The 22013-nt window shown below is 39.1% G+C and carries 13 protein-coding genes and 7 pseudogenes; 19 read left to right on the forward strand and 1 reads right to left on the reverse strand.

Annotated features, from left to right (window positions below):
* Positions 1-88: 88 nt before the first annotated feature.
* From F539_RS00560 to F539_RS04610, 7 genes and pseudogenes are all read left to right on the forward strand, one after another.
* A pseudogene (locus tag F539_RS00560) lies at positions 89-2455 on the forward strand (P68 family surface lipoprotein).
* A 4-nt stretch (positions 2456-2459) separates the two neighbouring features.
* Positions 2460-4155 (forward strand): annotated as a pseudogene (locus F539_RS00580) (adhesin P1); the annotation flags it as partial.
* Positions 4156-4269: 114 nt separating this feature from the next.
* Positions 4270-4521 (forward strand): hypothetical protein, encoded by a 252-nt coding sequence (locus F539_RS00585; RefSeq protein WP_015344874.1) that lies wholly within the window; start codon positions 4270-4272, stop codon positions 4519-4521.
* The gene (locus tag F539_RS00590) at positions 4521-5072 is read left to right on the forward strand and encodes a DUF16 domain-containing protein (protein WP_014325341.1); all 552 of its coding nucleotides are present in this window, start codon (positions 4521-4523) and stop codon (positions 5070-5072) included. Before F539_RS00585 ends, F539_RS00590 begins: the two co-directional genes overlap by 1 nt.
* A 417-nt stretch (positions 5073-5489) precedes the next feature.
* Positions 5490-6791: pseudogene (gene mgpA, locus F539_RS00595) on the forward strand (adhesin P1); the annotation flags it as partial.
* Positions 6792-6880: 89 nt separating this feature from the next.
* A pseudogene (locus F539_RS04605) lies at positions 6881-7333 on the forward strand (MPN413 family protein).
* A 701-nt stretch (positions 7334-8034) separates the two neighbouring features.
* Positions 8035-8724, forward strand: coding sequence for an MgpC family cytadherence protein (locus F539_RS04610; RefSeq protein ID WP_307755020.1), 690 nt, complete (start codon positions 8035-8037; stop codon positions 8722-8724).
* 381 nt (positions 8725-9105) lie between these two features.
* On the opposite strand, the pseudogene F539_RS04315 reads toward F539_RS04610, so the two are convergent.
* Positions 9106-9628: pseudogene (locus F539_RS04315) on the reverse strand (hypothetical protein).
* Here F539_RS04315 and F539_RS04320 point away from each other — a divergent pair.
* From F539_RS04320 to F539_RS00660, 12 genes and pseudogenes are all read left to right on the forward strand, one after another.
* Positions 9566-9952 (forward strand): annotated as a pseudogene (locus F539_RS04320) (DUF16 domain-containing protein). The pseudogenes F539_RS04315 and F539_RS04320 sit on opposite strands and share 63 nt — an antisense overlap.
* 196 nt (positions 9953-10148) lie before the next feature.
* Positions 10149-10415, forward strand: a complete 267-nt coding sequence (locus F539_RS00615; RefSeq protein WP_015344875.1) for a hypothetical protein — start codon at positions 10149-10151, stop codon at positions 10413-10415.
* A gap of 370 nt (positions 10416-10785) precedes the next feature.
* Complete coding sequence (gene pheS / locus F539_RS00620) at positions 10786-11811, forward strand: phenylalanine--tRNA ligase subunit alpha (RefSeq protein WP_010874462.1); 1026 nt, start codon at positions 10786-10788, stop codon at positions 11809-11811.
* A 2-nt stretch (positions 11812-11813) separates the two neighbouring features.
* Positions 11814-14231 carry a phenylalanine--tRNA ligase subunit beta gene (gene pheT / locus F539_RS00625; protein WP_014325346.1) on the forward strand — a complete coding sequence of 806 codons (2418 nt, stop codon included), beginning with the start codon at positions 11814-11816 and terminating at the stop codon, positions 14229-14231.
* 112 nt (positions 14232-14343) lie between these two features.
* Positions 14344-14652, forward strand: a complete 309-nt coding sequence (locus tag F539_RS04405) for a hypothetical protein (RefSeq protein WP_017532745.1) — start codon at positions 14344-14346, stop codon at positions 14650-14652.
* Positions 14653-14795: 143 nt separating this feature from the next.
* Complete coding sequence (locus tag F539_RS04410) at positions 14796-15098, forward strand: hypothetical protein (protein ID WP_231113983.1); 303 nt, start codon at positions 14796-14798, stop codon at positions 15096-15098.
* 1 nt (position 15099) lies between these two features.
* Positions 15100-16314 (forward strand): Eco57I restriction-modification methylase domain-containing protein, encoded by a 1215-nt coding sequence (locus tag F539_RS00635; RefSeq protein ID WP_014325348.1) that lies wholly within the window; start codon positions 15100-15102, stop codon positions 16312-16314.
* Positions 16315-16644: 330 nt separating this feature from the next.
* Positions 16645-16983 (forward strand): hypothetical protein, encoded by a 339-nt coding sequence (locus F539_RS00640; RefSeq protein WP_017532747.1) that lies wholly within the window; start codon positions 16645-16647, stop codon positions 16981-16983.
* 17 nt (positions 16984-17000) lie between these two features.
* Positions 17001-17492 (forward strand): annotated as a pseudogene (locus tag F539_RS04415) (DEAD/DEAH box helicase family protein); the annotation flags it as partial.
* 1990 nt (positions 17493-19482) lie between these two features.
* Complete coding sequence (locus tag F539_RS00650; RefSeq protein ID WP_017532749.1) at positions 19483-20064, forward strand: hypothetical protein; 582 nt, start codon at positions 19483-19485, stop codon at positions 20062-20064.
* Positions 20065-20080: 16 nt separating this feature from the next.
* Positions 20081-21346: an Eco57I restriction-modification methylase domain-containing protein gene (locus tag F539_RS00655; RefSeq protein ID WP_026088309.1), complete on the forward strand. Its 1266-nt coding sequence runs from the start codon at positions 20081-20083 to the stop codon at positions 21344-21346.
* Positions 21347-21435: 89 nt separating this feature from the next.
* Positions 21436-21906 carry a hypothetical protein gene (locus tag F539_RS00660; protein ID WP_026088310.1) on the forward strand — a complete coding sequence of 157 codons (471 nt, stop codon included), beginning with the start codon at positions 21436-21438 and terminating at the stop codon, positions 21904-21906.
* The last annotated feature ends 107 nt before the right edge of the window (positions 21907-22013 follow it).

The following is a 22013-nucleotide window of genomic DNA, read 5'->3' on the forward strand; positions in this document are numbered from 1 at the left end:
TGGGGAGTTACACCGGGTAGAGGGCGAGTTTTGCTGGTATGCTTAGCGCGTTTTTGTAAGATTTGGCTTTCTTTCTAGTGTTGCTGAAATGCAATTTAAGTATGGTGCGCTAATTTTTAGCGGCTTTTTAGGACTTTCAATAGTTCTAGCTAGTTGTGGGGCGAGGGGTAAATTTGATCAAGTTGATGATGGTAAGATTAAGCTAGCTTCATCTTTAACTTCTAGAAGTGCGTCAGCGGCTTTACAAAAAGTTGTTGAAAAGTACAACAAGGTTAAAGGTGTAAATGATTACCCCATTGAGATTACCCAGATTGCTGGTGGTTATGATGGCGGGCGAACTGATCTCCAAACCCGGGTTAGTGTAAAGGATAAAACCAGCTTTTACAACATGATTCTAAACTACCCTGATTTAGTGTCGGTGTTAGCCCGTAACGGGATGGAATTACCGTTTGATGGAGTCAATGTTGACAAGTTATCTCCCAACTTCTTAAAGTTCAATGAACGCATTAGTGGCGTAGCGAAAAAAGCTAACTATGCCATTCCCATTTCGATGTCAACCGATATCTTAATCCTGAATGCACCGGTGTTGCACTATATTTTGAACAGTGTTAAGAAGAATGATGGCAACACTAAAGTTCAAGTTAAAGCTCAGTCAAAAGATTCACAAACAAAAGTTAAAGGTACTATGGAAATTGGCACTGATGAAAGTACTAAAAACTTATGAAGTGATATTCAAAAGAAAGCTGGCGAAAATGGCAAAGCTACTACTGAAGGCACGAAGAAGGCAGCAGCAAAGTCTACTCATTTAACTCTGTTAACTAAGTCGGAACAAAGTACTCAAGGTAATAATGGAGCATCTGAAAGTGATAAAAAAATTGAAGAAACTTGGGGTACTTACAGTGAAGTTGATGGTGGTCTAAAGAATTACACCTTTAAAGCCGATGTGTTTGATACTTGACATGGGTTGATCGATTTTTCAACGCGCGTAGCAAAATCATTTAAAAACAAAGTTAGTGATATTTCCACTAAAAAGGGCACTGACATTCAGGGCGTTTTAGGTCTAGACAGTACACCAAATGCTTTGTTTACCTCAGTTTTTGCTGCAGGTGATAGTAACTTTGATAACTTCTTTTATAAGGTTAAAGATGGTCGCGCTGACTTTAGTAACTTTAACGAAAACGGTACCTCTTACAAAAATCTGGAAAAGGTTTTTAATGACTATAAAAAACTCACAGACAGCAACGGTTTGTTTGTCAATAAAGGGGGTTCTTACACCTCTAACTTCCAGAAGTTTCACCAGTTAGCCTACAGCATTTCCTCCTCTTCTGGTTATGCTTATGCGTTTGCTGGTGAAAATTCAAAACGTTTAAAGTTCAACGACGATACTTTCATTGAGTACCCTAGTTTTACCCAGGAAATTCATGCGCCTGGTCAAAGTAGTCAAAAAGAAGGTGGACAGCAACAAAGCAACAGTAAAGATAACGGCAATCTTTTAGGCACTTTTACTATTGAAGCAGCGAAAAGTAAAACAAAAACAGAAGTTAAAAAAACTGAAGACACACAAAATCAAGGCAAGAAGGCTGAAGGCACACCTAACCAAGGTAAAAAAGCCGAAGGGACCGAAAACCAAGGTAAGACTATTTTCCTTTATAAAACATCAATTCCTAATGATAAGCAAGATGGTGTTGACGCTGTATTAATTAAAGACAAGTAGTTAATTCAAAAACTAGAGCAAGCTAAAAATAATAACGGAGCCGAGAAAAAGGATAAGTCTGAAACTAAAACCAATGAAAACAAAGGCACAGTCATCGGTTACACCACTACGAGTTTCCTGAATGCTGACAAAAAGCATGTCTTTGAAATTAGCAAGCTTAATGATGAAAAATACGACCGCAAGATTATCGTTGGTGCTACTGAGGAACAATTAGATCAATCAAGTACGTTACAAAGTGCGGAAGCAATTATCCTGCCAGCACCTGGTAAATACAGTGCCGAAAACCAGCATAAGGTAATGATGACTCAAGGTCCTAATCTAATTGGTATCCATACTAATACCAAGGAAAATGAAGAAACGCAAAAGTTTGTTAACTGGTTCTTAAATACCAGTCTAACTTGAGATAACAACGAAAGCAAAACACCAGCGCAGTACTTTACCGAGTCTGCTTCTTACATCCTGCCTTTAAAAGAAACTTTTACCGGCTCTAACAACAAAGGTCAAAGCGGCAAGAATGACGGTAAGAATTCCAATAACACCTTTAAAGCCAAAGCACTAGAGCTCTTTAAGGAACAGAGCGAAAACAAAATAGTGGGTTACAGTGATCCAAGCGATTTCAGGGGTGGTAAATTCCGCGAATCAATTGGTTCTGCCTTTAACGCCACGGTCAATTCACACGTTGACTTTAATACTTTCGTTGCTAACTTCCGTGCTAACTTAGGTTCTGGTTACGATAAATAGTTAATCCCACTTCTCCCCCACGCTTTCCCGTTTCTCCACCGGGTTCAACCTCGCGGGGGCACTCCTCGACCAGGTGTTGGATTATATTCCCTGGATTGGGAATGGGCACAGGTATGGGAATGATCACCGGGGTGTGGATGATATAACCGCGCCTAAAACCGGCGCGGGGTCGTCCAGCGGAACTAGTACGAACACAAGTGGTTCGCGTTCCTTTCTCCCGACGTTTTCGAATGTCGGCGTCGGTCTCAAAGCGAATGTCCAAGCCACCCTCGGGGGCAGTCAGACGACGACTACGGGGAAAGATATTCCCAAATGACCCACCCTCGACCAAGCCAACCTCCAGCTCTGAACGGGGGCGGGGTGAAGGAATGATAAGGCTACTGGGAATAACACCTAAGGCAACGAAAACCACACCAAGTTCGCGAGTGCTACGGGCACGGGCCAGCAGCAGGGTGGTTCTTCAGGTACAACTAATTCCGCGGGGAATCCCGACTCGTTAAAGCAGGATAAGATTAGTAAGAGTGGGGATAGTTTAACCACGCAGGACGGCAATGCGACCGGTCAACAAGAGGCCACCAACTACACCAACCTCCCCCCCCAACCTCACCCCCACCGCTGATTGACCGAACGCGCTGTCATTCACCAACAAGAACAACGCGCAGCGCGCCCAGCTGTTCCTGCGCGGCTTGTTGGGCAGCATCCCGGTGTTGGTGAATCGAAGTGGGTCCGATTCCAACAAATTCCAAGCCACCGACCAAAAATGGTCCTACACCGACTTACAGTCGGACCAAACCAAACTGAACCTCTCCGCTTACGGTGAGGTGAATGGGTTGTTGAATCCGGCTTTGGTAGAAACCTATTTTGGGACGACGCGTACGTCTAGCACTGCGAACCAAAACAGTACAACCGTCCCCGGTATCGGTTTTAAAATTCCCGAACAAAATAATGATTCCAAAGCCACCCTGATCACCCCCGGGTTGGCTTGAACGCCCCAGGACGTCGGTAACCTCGTTGTCAGTGGCACCACGGTGAGCTTCCAGCTCGGCGGGTGGCTGGTCACCTTCACGGACTTTGTCAAACCCCGCGCGGGTTACCTCGGGCTCCAGTTAAGTGGCCTGGATGCCAGTGACAGCGACCAAAGGGAGTTAATTTGGGCCCCCCGGCCCTGAGCGGCCTTTCGTGGCAGTTGGGTCAACCGGTTGGGCCGCGTGGAGAGTGTGTGGGATTTGAAGGGGGTGTGGGCGGATCAAGCTCAGTTGGCCGCGCAAGCAGCTACAAGTAGTGCCACCACCGCAACAGGGGCTACCTTACCGGAACACCCGAATGCTTTGGCGTACCAAATTAGCTATACCGACAAGGATTCGTACAAGGCTTCCACTCAAGGTTCGGGTCAAACCAATTCCCAAAACAATTCGCTCTACCTCCATTTGATTAAACCTAAGAAAGTCGAAAGCACGACCCAACTCGACCAGGGCTTAAAAAACCTGTTGGACCCCAACCAGGTTCGCACCAAGCTGCGCCAAAGCTTCGGTACAGACCATTCCACCCAGCCCCAGCCCCAATCGCTCAAAACAACGACACCGGTGTTTGGAGCCATGAGTGGTAACCTCGGCAGTGTGCTTAGTGGTGGGGGTGCTGGAGGAGCAGGCAGCACCAATTCGGTGGACCTCTCCCCCGTTGAACGGGTGAGTGGGTCACTAACCATTAATAGGAATTTTTCTTATTAATAGGAACTTTTCTTTCAAAAAAGTTTTGAAGTTATTTTGGTGTCTTTACTAACTTAAAGCAATTTAGTGAACGAATACCCAAAAAGTATGAAATTAGTTAAATTAACGAGGCTTCACCGCTTTTTAAAACAAGTTCAATTGCAACTTGTTCCTTTGTTTAGCCAAAACTTTTTGCAAGTTTTATTGGCGCTTCTCAATAAACCGGTCAATTTATTTAGTGAAAACACAACAATGAAAACAAATAAAAAATACGCCTTTGCAGCGTTGCTAATGCAAGCTCAAGCTAAGCTCCCAAATTCATTTAAATTCTTTCTTTCAAAGAAAGGAGGTATGGCTTAATGAAAGAGAAAATTCCGTTTTATAACGAAAAAGAATTCCATGACATGGTAAAAAAGACCAAAAAGGGCACTTTTTCGGGATGATACATCATTGACAAAGATAACAAAAGTGTGGAATTCTCTGGCAGTTTTAACAGACAATTTAAACTTAACAAACCGGTTATACCAGTGAACACGGAATACGTAACGCGTAAAGAATTTAACGAATATAAAGTTTCAAACGACCAACGGCTTACAAAGATTGAAACCACTTTGGCCGCCCAAGGTGAACAAATCAACAAATTGACTCAAACTGTTGAAAAACAAGGCGAGCAAATCAATCAATTAGTTCAAGTTGTGCTTCTTCACGGTGAACAAATCAACAAATTGACTCAAACTGTTGAAAAACAGGGCGAGCAAATTAAAGAACTTCAAGTGGAGCAAAAAGCTCAGGTTGAGCAAATTAAAGCTCAAGGAAAACAAATAAAAGCTCAAGGAAAAACGCTTAAGTCGATCCTACAAGCACTTGGAGGAATAAATAAACGCTTGGACAAAATTGATCCACCTAAATAGTTTTTAGGCTAATAACAAAAGTGCCAGCAATTAATTTTATAAAGCTTATTTGCTGGTATTTTTATTCACAACCAATAAACAAATAAAAAGCCATCCACCGCGAGGTGAACGGTAGACGGCTAAAAATTTTTAATGATTTTGAAAACTAACGAAAAGTGTTAGTTTGAGTTGTAAAGCAGTTATGAATGTTTGTTCCTTTAAAAATTTGTTTGTTGTTTAGCTAAATATGTGCTGAAAGCCATTGCGTTAACATAAATAAATTAAGACATAAAAAATAAACACATTAATCAAATAAGTGTGGGAACAGAAAATCAGGCTTTCAACACAAAATTTTCGTTTTTCTGCTCCCACTAAATAAATTGAGTTGGTTTTTAAAAACCGCCAAAAAATTTTTAATTTAGTTTTTGCTACTTTCCCCTCCCCCTCACGGGTGAAAACCCCGGCGCTTGGGCCTTAGTGCGCGACAACAGCGCCAAGGGCATCACTGCCGGTAGTGAAAGTCAACAAACCACGTATGATCCCACTCGAACCGAAGCGGCTTTGACCGCATCAACCACCTTTGCGTTACGCCGGTATGACCTCGCCGGGCGCGCCTTATACGACCTCGACTTTAGTAGGTTAAACCCACAGACACCAACGCGCGACCAAACCGGGCAGATCACCTTTAACCCCTTTGGCGGCTTTGGTTTGAGTGGGGCTGCACCCCAACAGTGAAACGAGGTCAAAAACAAGGTCCCCGTCGAGGTGGCCCAAGACCCCTCCAATCCTTATCGGTTTGCCGTTTTACTCGTGCCGCGTAGCGTGGTGTACTATGAGCAGTTGCAGCGGGGGTTAGCGCTCCCTAACCAAGGGAGTTCGTCAGGCTCCGGTCAACAAAACACCACCATTGGCGCGTATGGGCTGAAGGTGAAGAACGCCGAGGCGGACACCGCGAAGAGCAATGAAAAACTCCAGGGCGATGAATCCAAGTCTTCCAATGGATCTTCAAGCACTTCCACCACCACCCAACGTGGGGGTTCGTCAGGGGACACCAAAGTCAAGGCGTTGCAGGTGGCGGTGAAAAAGAAATCCGGGAGTCAGGGCAACTCCGGTGAACAAGGCACCGAACAGGTGGAACTTGAATCTAATGATCTCGCCAACGTTCCCATTAAGCGGGGCGAGGAGTCGGGTCAGTCCGTCCAACTCAAGGCAGCCGACTTCGGCACCACCCCATCCAGTTCGGGATCAGGCGGCAACTCCAACCCCGGTTCCCCCACCCCCTGAAGGCCGTGGCTTGCGACCGAGCAAATTCACAAGGACCTCCCCAAATGATCCGCCTCGATCCTGATTCTGTACGATGCGCCTTATGCGCGCAATCGTACCGCCATTGATCGCGTTGATCACTTGGATCCCAAGGTGATGACCGCGAACTATCCGCCCAGTTGAAGAACGCCCAAGTGAAACCACCACGGGTTGTGGGACTGAAAGGCCAGAGATGTTTTGCTCCAAACCACCGGGTTCTTCAACCCGCGGCGCCACCCCGAGTGGTTTGACCAGGGCCAAGCGGTCGCGGATAATACCCAAACCGGGTTTGATACAGATGACACCGATAATAAAAAACAAGGCTTTCAAAAGGAAGCTGACTCCGACAAGCCGGCCCCGATCGCCCTCCCGTTTGAAGCGTACTTCGCCAACATTGGCAACCTCACCTGGTTCGGGCAAGCGCTTTTGGTGTTTGGGATTTGTTTGTCTTAATTAACTAACAAATTAATAAATAGGTCTATGGATTAATTACCTCACCCCCTACACGCCCTTTACGACACCGCTCAATGGGGGGCTGGATGTCGTGCGGGCCGCCCATTTACACCCCTCATACGAACTCGTGGACTGAAAGCGGGTGGGACAGAACAAGTTGGTGGCGCTGGTCCGCTCAGCGTTGGTCAGGGTGAGGCTTAATGATGGGACGAGTTCGGATTCCAATACCACCACTGATGGGGCGCTTACGTTTGACACGAATGAAAGTCAAAAAGCTTTAGGCTCCACGGACACGCAGGGTTCCGGGTCTAACTCCCAAGACTTCGCCAGCTACATCCTCATCTTTAAAGCCGCGCCCAGGGCCACGTGGGTGTTTGAACGGAAGATTAAGTTGGCGTTGCCCTACGTTAAAAACGAATCGGGAGCAGGGGACTCCACCACAACTAACAGTGGCTCCCTCTACAAAACCCTCCAAGACCTCCTCGTCGAACAACCCGTGACCCCTTACACGCCCAATGCGGGGTTAGCCCGGGTGAATGGGGTTGCTCAGGACAAGGTGCATGGGTTGGAGTCTGGGTGAGACAACCAACGTTCCCAAAAAAACCTCACCAACAACCCCGGACCCAAAGCCGTCACCGGCTTTAAGCTCGATAAGGGCCGCGCGTACCGGAAGCTAAATGAAGCTTGACCGGTGTATGAACCCCTGGATTCGACCAAGGAGGGGAAGGGGAAGGATGAGAGCTCTTGGAAAAATTCGGAAAAAACAACGGCGGAAAATGATGCCCCGTTGGTGGGATCAACCGGGAGTCAAATGGCTTCTAGTACCAGTTTGGGCAATGTTGGGGACACCACTGCCCTAACTCCACTTTTAAGAGGTGCTACTACTACTACTACCGTCCAGCTAAAACAAACAGATTCTAACAGTCAAGATCAACAAAAATTCCAAAAATATTTAAACACCGCCCAGGCCCTGCACCAGATGGGGGTGATAGTGCCAGAACTTAGCCAAGGCGGTTGGCAAAGCCAAACAGCGCGGCACAGTTCCACCCGGGGACTACAGTCAGCCGGGGCCAATCGTGGCGCTAGTTTAGCGGCACGCACCACCACAACTGTGGGGGTGGGTAGAAGAGATTCCACTTCCACCACCTTGGAACTACCAAACGTCATCACCCAGCTTTATCATACCTCCACGTCCCAACTCGCTTACTTAAATGGCCAGATCGTTGTGATGGGTTCAAACGCGGTACCGAGTTTGTGGTATTGGGTCGTGGATGAGCGAACCACGTCCGGGAGGGCGACTTGATGAGCGAAGACACATTTGAACTTCGGCACTGAAGTTCAAAAAAACTTCGTCGAAAACCAGTTGGGGTTTAAATCCGAAGACAACTCCAACACCTCCTTGACGAACTTCAAGAGTCAAGGCTTAACTCAGCCAGCTTACTTAATCAGTGGCCTTGACGTTGTGGCCGACCACCTCGTCTTTGCGGCCTTTAAAGCGGGCGCGGTGGGGTATGATATGACGACTGATTCGAACGCTTCGACCTACAACCAAGCGCTCACCTGGTCGACCACGGCCGGGTTGGACAGTGATGGGGGGTACAACAACCTGGTGACGAATACTGCGGGGTTAAACGGTCCGATTAACGGCTTGTTTACCCTGTTAGACACCTTTGCCTATGTGACCCCGGTGAGTGGGATGAAAGGGGGGAGTAAGAATAACGAAGAAGTGCAAACGACCTACCCGGTCAAGTCCGACCAAAAGGCCACCGCCAAAATTGCGTCCTTAATTAATGCTTCGCCCTTAAACAGTTATGGGGATAATGGCGATAAAAAAGCCATCCACCTAAGGTGAAAGGCAGACAGCTCCAAAATATTTTTGACTATTGGAAAACTAACAAAAGCTGTTAGTTTGATGTAGAGGCAAAACTATGAATTTACTAAATTTATTTAAATCAGCGGGAGCAGGCTCGTTTTTTCAACACAAGTCACTCTACCTGCTCCCACTAAATAAATTGAGACAGATTTTCAAAGTAGCCAAAGAGTTTGAATATTTTTGCAATTTGGGTTTACAACTCCATCTAACTATTAGTAGGGTTTTCACTTTTGAAAATTTTTTTGGATTAATTTTGGCACCCCGCCTTTTTTAAAGGCATTTAAGAGATATAAAAGAACAACTCATGTTTCTAGATACTTTCAAAAGATTTTTCGGGTAACTTAGATCACCTTTAATGTTGTTGTGGTTGGAGTTGATTTGGTTTAAATGGCAAAGGTTATGGTAAAGGTTTTTGGCACCTTTCTTTTACTTGTGCAATTCATTTATTAGAAGGGCAACAAATGGTCTTTTTGAACTAATCAGTTGTTGCCTAGCTTTATTTATTTAAAAAATGATGAGTAAAAATAAATTCTTTACCATTACTAAAGAACAGTACAGGAAGTTTACACGCAATAAAATTGAACTTCTTTTTAAGGTCCAATGTACCGAAAAGAAAAAGGGTAAACGTAGGTTCAAAATATTTCAGCAAGTCGAGGATAAACCAAAACCACCAGTTAAAATAATTGAAAAGGAATCTAAGGGACCGGAAGAACCAAAGGATCCTGGTATTAAAAATGGACCTAAGGGTCCCGGTGGACCAAAAGGACCTAAAAAGCCACCTGTTCCCGATGATCCTGATACACCAGATGTTCCTAAAGGCCCCAAAGAACCAGGCGGTTCAAAAGGTCCAGGTGGTCCCGATGATCCTAATGGAGGAAAGAAGAAAGTGCCTAAACCAGATAAGTATGTAACCCATCGCGAGCTTGATGAGAAACTTACTGAGTTTCATGACAAGCTTATGGTAGAACTTGATGGTAAGTTTGCTACTAAAGCTGATTTAAAACGGGTTGAAGATAAAGTTGATGTTTTGTTTGAATTGCAAAAAACGCAAGATGAACAAATCAAGGTTCAAGGAAAACAAATCTAACAGTTAACTGAAACTGTTCAAAAACAGGGCGAACAAATAAAGGAACTTCAAGTTCAGGTAAAAGCCCAAGGTGAAGAAATAAAAGAAATTAAAGTTGAACAAAAAGCTCAAGGCCAAACCTTGCAGTTAATTCTGAAAGCACTTGAAGGAATAAACAAGCGACTAGATAATTTGGAATCGAAATAATCCCATTCCAAAATAAAAATACCAACAGTCAATCCTTAAAAAGTTCACTGTTGGTATTTTTATTCACTCAAAAAATTCTTAAAATTTTTTTGTAATTTGTCGTCACTTCGAAATAACTGAATCAATTTATTTAGTGGAGGAGTAATTATGAGTAACTTTGAATTTTGATTAATCCTTCAGAAAGGAGGATTTGATTATGAAAGATGAAACAAATATTTGTTCTCAATCTTTAAAAAGACCTTTAAGCGAAGACCAATTGATAGAGTATTTGAGTACTTATGAAATAACTTTATTTGAGGTTTATGCTGAGGATATGCTAGATGGCAATTGCAAAATTTATATACATGCTAAAGGACGTCCAAAAGACCCAGATTGAAAAAGAAAGACTGATAAAAAATCTTTAGAAATTGAACGATATGTAAAGAAATTTATTAAGTTTTTAAAGAGAGAACAGAAAAAATAAAAACAAAATACCAACAGTTAATTCTTAAAAAACGCGCTGTTGGTATTTTTATTCAACGCAAATAAAGGAATAAAAAAGCCATCTACCCAGAGGTGAAAGGCAGACAGCTCCAAAATATTTTTGACGATTGGAAAACTAACAAAAGCTGTTAGTTTGATGTAGAGGCAAAACTATGAATTTACTAAATTTATTTAAATCAGCGGGAGCAGGCTCGTTTTTTCAACACAAGTCACTCTGCCTGCTCCCACTAAATAAATTGACAGGGTTTTATAAAAAAGCCAAAAGCTTTTAAAGTAACTATTTATTTGCAAATTAGTGCAAATATTCGTGTGCTATTTAAATTAACTATAGCACAATTAATAACAGTTGCATGATTGATCAAAGTAAGTTAATTGAAAGGTGAAAAACTACCTTTGAAACAGCACAAAATCCTACTGAATTATTAGCTTTTAAAAACAGCTTCCGCAATGCTGATTTAAAGCCTTTACTTAGTCAAATTAAGGAAACCACGGACATCGAAACTAAGCGCCATTTAGGCCAACTTTACAAGCAATTGGAAAGCACCTTGCAAACACTCCATGATACACAGCTACAAGTCTTTACCCAAGCCCAGTCTAGCAGTGTATTAACTCATGGTGATGTGATGTTGCTAGCAACCTCTTTTGCCCCTGGTTCTAGCAACATTATTTACCAGGTAATTGATGAGTTAGTGAACTATTTTAAGAAGTTCTTGTTTACGGTTAACTATGACAGTGAATTGACTACTATTGCAGACTGTTTTGACCTGCTAAACATTCCCAAAGACCATCCTAGTCGTAACCTTACTGACACCTTTTACTTAGACAAAAACCGCTTACTGAGAACACATTGTACTGCTGCTACTTTACGTGCTGTTAAGGAAACGAAAAAGAGTAATAACCCCGATATTCGGATTGCTTCCTTTGGTGCTGTTTTTCGTAAAGATGATGACGATGCCACCCACTCACACCAGTTCAACCAACTGGACTTCATGTGGATTAAAAAGGATTTTTCTTTAACTAACCTCAAGTGGTTTATGCAGAATATGATTAACCACATCTTTGGCGAAAATACTTCAGCGCGTTTTCGTCTGTCCCACTTCCCTTTTACCGAACCTTCCTTTGAAATTGACATCCGTTGCTGGTTGTGTCAGAATGGTTGTGGTGTATGTAAGAAAACACGTTGGATTGAGGTATTAGGGGCGGGTATCCTCCACCCTCAAGTGATGGCTAACATGGGCTTTAGTGACACGGATAATATAAGGGGTATAGCAGCTGGCATTGGGATTGAGCGGTTGGTAATGTTGAAACACGGCATTAGTGACATCCGTGACCTTTACGACAATAACTTCAAATTTTTAGCCCAGTTTACTGATTAGCGATGTTAATTTCTAAAAAAACTTTAGCTGTTTTAATTCCCGAAATTACCCACGTTTCCAACAATGAAATTTGTGAAAAGTTACAGCAAATCGGGATTGAAGTGGAAGCAATTCGCGCCTTTAAAAACCCTGATTACTTACAGTTGGGTATTCTCCGCGCTGTTACCCCCCACCCCCATGACAACCACTTGTATGTGTGTCAAGTTCAAATAGACAAAAACAAACAGCTCAATGTGGTGACTGGGGCAGTTAACATAGTTGATCCCAATAATCTCAATAAACACGTGATTGTCGCCAAAAAAGGGGCAGAACTGCTCAATGGTTTAATCATTAAAACGAAGAACATTAAGGGAATTATCTCGGACGGGATGTTGTGTAGTTATGTTGATATTAATCCGTTTAGTAAGCATTTAATTGCTGACGGTGATGACACGCATGCGATTGTGCTAGACAACATTAACCGCGATGAATTTGGTGATTATTTAAGTTTTTTAAACCTCGATGACGTGGTGTTTGAGGTTACTTTACCTACCAACCGTTCTGATTTACAGAGCTTAATCTTCCTCGCTAAGGAACTAGCAGCAGTGTTGAAACGTCCGATCTTCTTGGAACAGAAAACCACCATGACCCTGCGCGAGTTCTACCGCTTTCCGCTTAACTTAAGAAACCGTGCTCAGGCCAATTTCTTTGGTGGACTTTTTTTGCGTGATGTAGCAATTACCAGTTCCCCTTGAACTACTAAGGGTTTGTTAATTAACCAGGAGTTACGTCCAGTCAACTGCTTTGTGGACCAGGCTAATATGGTAACTGTTTACACTGGTCAACCAATCCACTGCCATGATGCTGACAAGATCCATGGAAGTGTGGAACTTAAACTAGCCACCCAATTGGAAACGATGTTGGCCTTAGACAACAAGGAGTATGAGATTAAACCGGGTGATCTAGTGGTAGCTGATGAACAGGGCACAATTGCCATAGTCGGTATTATTGGTAGTAAGCGCACTATGGTCGACAATACGACCAACAACATCTTTTTTGAAGTTGTTAACTATAACCATGAGCGAATTAAGCAAACCGCTCAGCGTTTAGGAGTTGCTAACTTTGCTAGTAGGTTAATGAGTAAACCAATTAGTTTACAAGCTACCGAAAACTGCTTGAACTATTTGCAAAATAACTTCCTCAATCCCGAAAGCATTGGCAAGATTAGTAAGTTTTCCAGCACCATTAAAGCCCCAGCTTTTAACCGCAAAATTTACCTCAACTTTAATCAGTTACGGGAGTTAATTGGAGTGACTAAAAAGCAGTTAAATGACTACATGATCCGTAACTACCTTACTAGTTTAGGGTTCAAAATGGAAAACCAAATTGCCCGCGCCCCCGCTTACCGGCAAGACATTACGGTTTGACAAGACATTAGTGAAGAGTTGTTAAAGATCTTGGACCTCAACAAGATTAAAGAGGATGAAATTTTAAGCACCACTAAACTAGAGAAACACGAAAAACTCAATGCTTACGATGCGTTGCAAAAGCTACGCACTAAACTGCAAACCTTGGGCTTTCACAATGTGATTACTTACCAGTTAATTTCACCAGAACGAGCGCGTAACTTTAACCTGTTTGGGTTGAGTAATTTGTGGGAAATTAAAAACCCGCTTTCCAACGAACGGAGTGTTTTACGGGTTGGTTTAATTGACTCCTTGTTGCGAGTAATCCAAAAGAATGCCGCATACAAAAATAAGTTAGGCAACATCTTTGAGTTTTCTTTTGTCAAAACTAAGGACAGTAACCAACTCCACATTGCTGCTCTTTGATTGGAAAAAATGTTTGGTTCTACCTACCAAAAGGATCAAGGCGTTAGTGTCGATATTCCCGCCATGAAGGGCTTAGCGCAGTTAATTATTTCCAACTTTGGTTTTAACTGCGACTTTGAACCAATTACTGAAGGTGAGTACTTCACTAAGAACGTCGGTTTAAAACTAGTGGTGTTTAACGAACAGATTGGTTATGTTGGTTTAATTAAGGATGAGCTGTTGGCGCCTTATGATTTAAAGGGTAGACCGGTGTATGGTTTGGAAATTAACCTAGACCGCTTGTTGAACTCCTTAAACCGGTTGGAGCGCAGTTATACCCCGATTAGCAAACTACAAGATGTCTTTAAGGATATTACCTTTAGCTTCCCCCGTGATGAAAGTCACTTTGAAACGTTTGTGAAAGCGATTAAAAAACTACAAACGATTTTTAAATGGGAATTGATCTCGGTGTTTGACACCGAAAAGGATGGTGTACCAATCACCAAATATACAGTGCGCTATTACTTAAAGAATTTCACTAATACACCATTAACGTTAGAACAAATTAAAGCAGTGGAAACGCAGTTAAAACAACAGTGTGAACTAGCTAAAATAGCACTCGATCTTTAGAAAACGTACTTTTTAAAAGATTTCGTTAGGTCTGTTCGGTTTTCGGTGTCTTCTTTTATTAAACTGATTCGGTTTCTATTTTTAAAGTAATAGAAATAAAGCTAGCCAAACAATGACAAACCAAAACCTACAAGACTTTCTGGACGGAGTTTTGTTAAAAGAGGAAAATTTAAACAAAATTACTGAAGTTTCCCTAGAAAAGGGATTACCGCACCTTTTAGATGAGGGTATCCATAACGAAGATAACTTTCAGATCTTTACGAGCCAAAAGATTGTGGCAGACATGATCAAAATGGTCGGTGTAAAGGAAATGAAAAATGTCCACACTACTGTTTTAGAACCAACTAGTGGTGATGGTGCTTTTACTTGTGCTATTTTGGATTTACGTTTAAAAAACATTAAAAAATCAGACAGCTTTTAAAAGAAGCTTTAACCGGTCTATCCACCATTTATTCAGTTGAAATTGACGAAGAGTTGGTTTGGTTACAACGCAATAACCTTTACTCTATCTTTTTAGCCTTCTTAAAAAAGCACGGTATTTTTAACGAAGAGTTAAGTCTCTTAGTGAAAAAAATCTTGATGATTAATGTGAGTTGGGGCGAGTTAATCACAGAAACCAAAGATAACGAGAACTTCGTTTGTAACTACGATTATTTTTTAAGGAATAAAAAGACAAAGAAAAAACCCGCAAAGCATAAACATGAATTTCCAGAGGGTTTATTTTCCAATGGAGAAGGTAAGTGCAAAAGTTTGTTTGTTAATTGGTCATTTGCTGATGTCATTAATGAAATTGCTCATAATTCCAATTTTGACTTTGCCAAAATAGCAAAGATACCTGGTGAAATAATTCAATTTCAAATTAATTAGTATGAGTCAAAATGGCGATAAAGACCACGAATTGATTCAGGGAAAGGTCAAAAGCAAAACTGAAATAGAAGATTCCGTTATATTGGATCAAGACACTTTGCAAGGCAAGGGTGAAGAAAAAACTAAATTAGATGAGTTGATTAGGTGAGAAGCCGAGAAAAACGACTTGCTCAAGTTAATTGATAACGTCGGTAATGATGAAGTTTTTACTACTGTAGAAACTTGTCAAAGAATGCTTGACGATCTCTTTCCTCAAGACCATGAAGTTTGATCGAATCCGGACTTAAAGTGATTAAATCCTTGTGATAAAAATGGTGTTTTCTTTCGTGAAATTGCGTTAAGGCTAGACAAAGGCTTGGCCAAAGTTATACCGGATGAATATGAACGCAAGAAACACATCATGACCAAGATGCTTTTTAGTATTGACTTAACTAAATTTACTAGCTTGATGGTTCGTCGTACGCTTTACTATTGCATTAAAGCTAACAAGCGTAAAACTAGTGAAGATGAGGGCTGTGCAATTGCAAATGGCGCATGATTTAATAACGAATGCGGTAATGTTGTTAAACCTTACAAGGAACATTATTTCGACAAACAAGGAAAAAATAAAAAATGTAAGTTTTGTAGAACAGATGAGAAATTTAAATACCAACAATCTTCTTCAAATGAAAAATACGCCTATGACTTCATTCATTTAAATCCAAACGAATATGAAAGCTACTTTAAAACTAATTTTGGTGTTATGAAATTTGATGTAATTATTGGTAATCCACCTTATCAGTTAGCAAATAATCGTGGTGGTGATGCTGGTGATGGTAATGGAGCAAACCCCATTTTTCAAGAATTTATCTTAAGAGCACTTGAATTACAACCAAAATATTTAGCAATGATTGTTCCTGCAAGATGAATTAATTCCTCTGAAAAAGTTTTTCTAAAGTTCAGAGCAAAATTACAAAAATCAAATGGTTTTAAAGGAATTAATATTTTCTTTGACTCTAAACATTGCTTTCCAAACAGACAAATAAAAGGTGGTGTTTGTTACTTTAATTGACAGAATGGCTATGAGGGTCAAACACTCATAACCACTAAATCTTCAAAAAAAGGCAAACAAGAAGAAATTGAAACTTATAAGAGGGACTTTTTTGCACCTGTTTTAAACAATACTGAGCAAGTTATTTTCCGCAAAAAATTTAACACGACATTTATAAAAAGGTAGATTCTTTTCACGCTAATGAATTAATCCATGCTCTCAGAGAGAGAGAGAGCAACTTAGAAGATCAGCCTTCTAATGGAATAACACACACACAGAGAGAGAGAGAGAGAGAGCAATTTAGAAACTAATTTCGAAAGTTTCTCTAAACGTGTATCTGGCAAGGATCTGTTTAATTTAGCAACTAATTTTTTTGATAAGTTTCCCTTAGTTGTAAAAGACAAAAAATTTCCTGGTGCAATTTCCATTTATAGCAGTTCGGGCGTAAAATACGCCGAACTGAAAGAGATCCCTAATATAAAGAATAAGGAACAAATTTCCAAATACAAGATCATTATGCCCAGAATAACTGGTAGCGGTGTGTTTGGTGATTACAGACCCAATATAAAAATTGTTGAACCTACTGGAGTTTGCACTCATAGTTATGTAGTTGCTTATTTAACGACAAATAAGTTTGAAGTTGAAAATGTCTTTTTATACATGAAAACTAAATTTTTTAGATTTTTTGTCGAGATTTTTAAAGCAACCATCAATATCAGTTCACATAACTTCAAATACGTTCCCATTCAAGATTTTTCCCGTCCTTGAAATGACAGGGAGCTTTATCAAAAATACAACTTAACTCAAGAAGAATGACAATACATCGAGAACAATATTAGTTCTTATGAAAATTAGCTTTAAAATTAAGGAACATGAAATTTAAGCTTAATTTTCACGAAAAAATCAACCAAAAAGATTGCTGACAATCTCTAATTGATCACAAGGAACGTTCCTACTCATTAGACTTCGTTAATAATACGGAAAAGGAACTACCACTTATCTATGGATACGAAGTAAAAGACTTTGAAAATCACGGGGTTAAAATTGGTTATACAACATGTAAACCGTCTGAGAAAATTCAATCAGCGATAGAAGAACGTATCCTTTCACAAGAAAAAGAATTTCGCTTTTTAGATGAAAATATAGAAAAGATAGAGGAAGTTAAAGTTATCTTTTGAGCTATTGCCATCAATGAAAAGGATGAATCATTCAAGGATTATTCACTCCATTCATTTATTAAGGAAAAAAACTTATTAAAAGAATCGCAAGCTGGCGGTGAATGGTTCATAGTTGATGAAAATAAGGATAAGTTTGAATATCTTAGCCAAATTTTTAGACAGTTTCGCGCACCTTTTCTTTTTAAAAATAAGGAAATTTATACACCTAGAAAAGAGCAAGCCGCATGTGTTGAAGTGTTAGAAAGATACTTTCAAGCCAATCCCGAAAACGGTAGGTTTTTAATGAACTGCAAAATGCGGTTCGGTAAATGTTTCACCTTGTACTCTTATGCACAAAAGAATAACATTAACAAGATTTTGATCCTAACGTTTGTTCCAGCTGTCGAAGAATCTTGAAAGGATGATTTAAATCACATTGAAAAGAATTACAAATTTTATACCGATGATGATTTGCAAAAATCTAATTTTGATTTAAAGAATCAAAACGAGCCTTATGTAGTCTTTTTATCACTGCAAAACGTCTTAGGTAAACAAAGAATAGATGGCGCCAAAACTGATTTTGATAAAGAGCGAATTAGTAAGCTACAAGAGATTGATTTTGATTTAATTGTTTTTGATGAGTACCACTACGGAGCCAACAAAAAACGAACCCAAATCAAAGTTGAAAAAGTCAATAAAAAGATTGATAATCCAGAACAGCAAGATAATCAAGATGATGCTGAGGAAGAATTGGCAAGTACTTTTAAGTTAAAAGACATCAAAAGTAAATTTCAATTTTCATACAAACAATTAGTTTGTCTGTCAGGTACTCCTTTTTCCTCTTTAAGAAATAATGAGTTTTCCAGTAAAGATCAGGTGTTTACTTATTCTTACTTTGATGAACAGAAGGCCAAATCAGCAGAAAATCACCCACTCAAATTAGGGCAATACGGAATATTTCCGGAAATGAATATTTACTGTTTTGAATTGGCGGAAATTTTTACTGCACAAGAACAAGAAATATTCATAACTCCAGGTAAAGGTAAAAATAAGTTACCTGAAATTAGTTTTCGAAAGCTGTTTCAAACGGAAAACGTTTCTAAAGAATCAAGCAAACCAGTTTACAGATTTGTAAATGAAAACCTGGTTGAAAAGCTTATAGATTCTTTAATTGATAAACGTAAAGGTTTTAGCCACACACCTTTAAGTTGGGAAAACATTGACAAGCATAAGCATTCCTTATTAATTTTGCCAACTAGAGTTGCTTGTTTTGCGTTGGCCAATTTACTTAAAAATCACTGGTACTTTGAAAACAATGATTTTCAAATTATCAACATGTCAGAGAGCCAGTTTGGTAATGGCAAAAAAGCTTTAATTGAGCTTAATAAACACTTAGATGAAGCTAAAAAGACTAATAAAAATACTTTAACTATTACTGTAGCTAAATTAACTATTGGTATTACAGTTAAAGAGTGATCGACAGTATTTTTCTTGAAGGATTTAAAGGGTGCTGAATCTTATTTCCAAACGATTTTTAGAATCCAAACTCCATATATAAAGAACTGTAAAAATCTGAAAGAAATTTGTTATGTTTACGACTTCAACATGTATAGGTGTTTGGAAGTTACTAACGAGTATTCAAAACAAACACAAACAGACCCTAAATTTAGTGCTAGTTGATTCCAAAACTTAGACAAATTTTTACCTATCTATTTAGTTAGAGGCGATGAAATTCAAAAGACAGATCCAGAAATATTGCAGAAGTATGAGTACTTCATTATGGACAAGCGTGCATTCTCTACAAGATGAATGGATGAAAGTAACATTATCGACATAGATGTACTTTGCAATGTTGGGCAAGATGAAGATGCGCAAAAAATATTGAAAAAAATATTAGCTCATAAAAAATTTAAATCATCCAAAAAGAAGCGAGAGTTTGAAGACGTTCATTTGGAAAAAAGTCCAAAAAGTGAGGCATTTAGTGAAGGCGTTCGCTCTGGTAAGGATTACGCCGCTGAACAAGGTAATGTTTTAGAAGAACTTGAAAATTTCTGAAACTTTAACCAAGCATTAGAACAAAAAGCAAAAGCTGAATTTCAACAAAAAAACTTTGATGATAATGAATGAAACAATTACAAAAAAGGGTTTAATTTTGGAGTTAATAAGCATTTTGAAGATAAAGTTTCCATAAAGAAAATTGTTCAGAATAAAATCAAAGACTTTAAAAAAAGAAAAGGAAGAACAACTTCAACTTTTAAAAAATGAAAATGGTTATATTTCTGATGAGAATAACTTAAAAAAGCTAAGAGATTTAATTAAAGAATATGTACAAAACAGAAGCAACATACCTCCAGAATTAGACTGATTTTTTTACCGAGACCGTTTTATTCAGCTCTTTGAAAAGAGTTGTTACCAGCATTTCAAAAAGAAGACTTTAACTGAAGAACAAAAAGAGAAAAAGAAAAAAGTTAATGACAACTTTGATAGTTTAATGCATACATGGGCACGTGTTCTGCACTTTCTTTATGTATCTGTTTATAGAGAAAAAACTTTAAGAGATGTGTTGAATAAAACTGATCCCAAAGTTTTTTCAGTGGCAGTCGGAATTGAAATGGATGAGTTTTCCAAAATCCAAAAATTTTTTAAAGTGGAAAATATGAATAGACTCATCGAACAGTTTAGTTTTAGAGAAAGTGTTAAAACTGAAAACACAGAAAAATCACAGTATAGAAACAGTTTCAATTGATTCGGTTTTGGCCCCGATAGTTTAAAGAGCTAAATTTCACATTTTTAGTATGAACAAAAATAGTGGTAAAGACTACGAATCGATTCAAGGTAAGATTAAGAGTAAAGCTGAAATAGAAGATTCAGTTATATTGGAAAAAGAAACTTTGCAAGGCAAGGGTGAAGAAAAAACTAAATTAGATGAGTTGATTAGGTGAGAGGCCGAGAAAAATGACTTACTCAAGTTAATTGACAACGTCGGTAATGACGAAGTTTTCACTCCCGTAGAAACTTGTCAAAGAATGCTCGATGAGCTCTTTCCTGAAGATCATGAAGTTTGATCAAATCCCGATCTCAAGTGATTAAATCCGTGTGATAAAAACGGAGTTTTCTTTCGCGAAATTGCGCTAAGACTTGATAAAGGATTAACCAAAATTATTCCCGACGAATATGCCCGCAAGAAGCATATTATGACCAAGATGCTTTTTAGCATTGGCTTAACTAAATTTACTAGTTTGATGGTGCGTCGCACGCTTTACTATTGCATTAAAGCTAACAAGCGTAAAATCAGCGAAGATGAGGGTTGTGCAATTGCAAATGGCGCACGATTTAATAATGAATTTGGCAATGTTGTTACCCCTTATAAAGAACACTATTTTGGAAAAGAATCGAAAAGCAAAAACTGTCACTTTTGTGGGACAAATAAGAATTCTAAATATGTAAATTCTATGACTGAAGAAAAGTATGCCTATGACTTCATTCATTTAAATTCGGATGAATATGAAAACTACTTTAAAACTAATTTTGGTGTTATGAAATTTGATGTAATTATTGGAAATCCGCCTTACCAGCTATCTAATGGTAGCGGTTCTGATGGCAATGGAGCCAAAGCAATTTTTCAAGATTTTGTTTTAAAAGCAATTGACTTAGAACCAAAATATTTAGCGATGATTATCCCAGCAAAATGAATGATTTCTGCTGAAAATATTTTTTTAAATCTAAGAGATAAATTAAAGAAAAATAAAGGTATAAAAGAAATTAATATTTTTTTCGACTCTAAAGACTGTTTTCCAAAGAGAGAAATAAAAGGTGGCATTTGTTACTTTATCTGGCAGAATAACTATCAAGGTAAGACTCTTATAAATACCAAATTTTCAAAGAAAGGAAAAAGCACAGAGATCGATAGTTCTAAAAGAAACTTATTTGTTTCCGTTTTAAACAACACTGAACAAATCATTTTTCGCAAAAGGATTTGACAAGACATTTACACAAAGATTGATTCCATCTCTGCTAGTGAAATGAAGAACACACACACACAGAGAGAGAGAGCAATTTAGAAGTTAGATTTCTTAATTTCTCTGATTACGTTTCAACGCAAAAATTCTTTAATCTAAGAAGTAATTTTTTCGATAAATTTCCTTCGATTTTGAAAGCAGAAAAATTTCCCGGTTTGATTGCAATTTATGGAAGTCATTCGGTTATTAAACACGTGGATATTAAAGATATTCCGCAAATAAAAAATAATGAAGAAATTGCTAAATACAAAATTATTGTTCCACACGTTTATAGCCGTGGCAATGGAACTTTTGGAAATTACAAACCAAAAGTAAAAATTATTAAACCTAATGAAATTTGCACCGAAACTTATTTAGTGGTATATCCCACCGAAAGTAAAGTTGAGATTGAAAACGTCGCTTCTTATATGAGAACTAAATTTTTCAGATTTTTAGTTGAAATTTTTAAGGATTCTATTAACACAAATTCTCAAAATTTCAAGTTTATTCCTCTACAAGATTTTTCACGTCCTTGGAACGATAGAGAACTTTATGAAAAATACGGTTTAACACTCGAAGAACAGCAATACATCGAGGCGAACATAAGTGCTTACGAGGACTAAATTGCCGCTAATTGAATTGATTAAAGTTTTGTTTTTAAGCGTTTTAAGTACTACTTTTAATACTTCGAAAAACGCAATCAAAACAAATACTCCCAAAACTAAATTTT

This window comes from Mycoplasmoides pneumoniae FH (genome assembly GCF_001272835.1).
Classification (GTDB): domain Bacteria; phylum Bacillota_I; class Bacilli_A; order Mycoplasmatales; family Mycoplasmoidaceae; genus Mycoplasmoides; species Mycoplasmoides pneumoniae.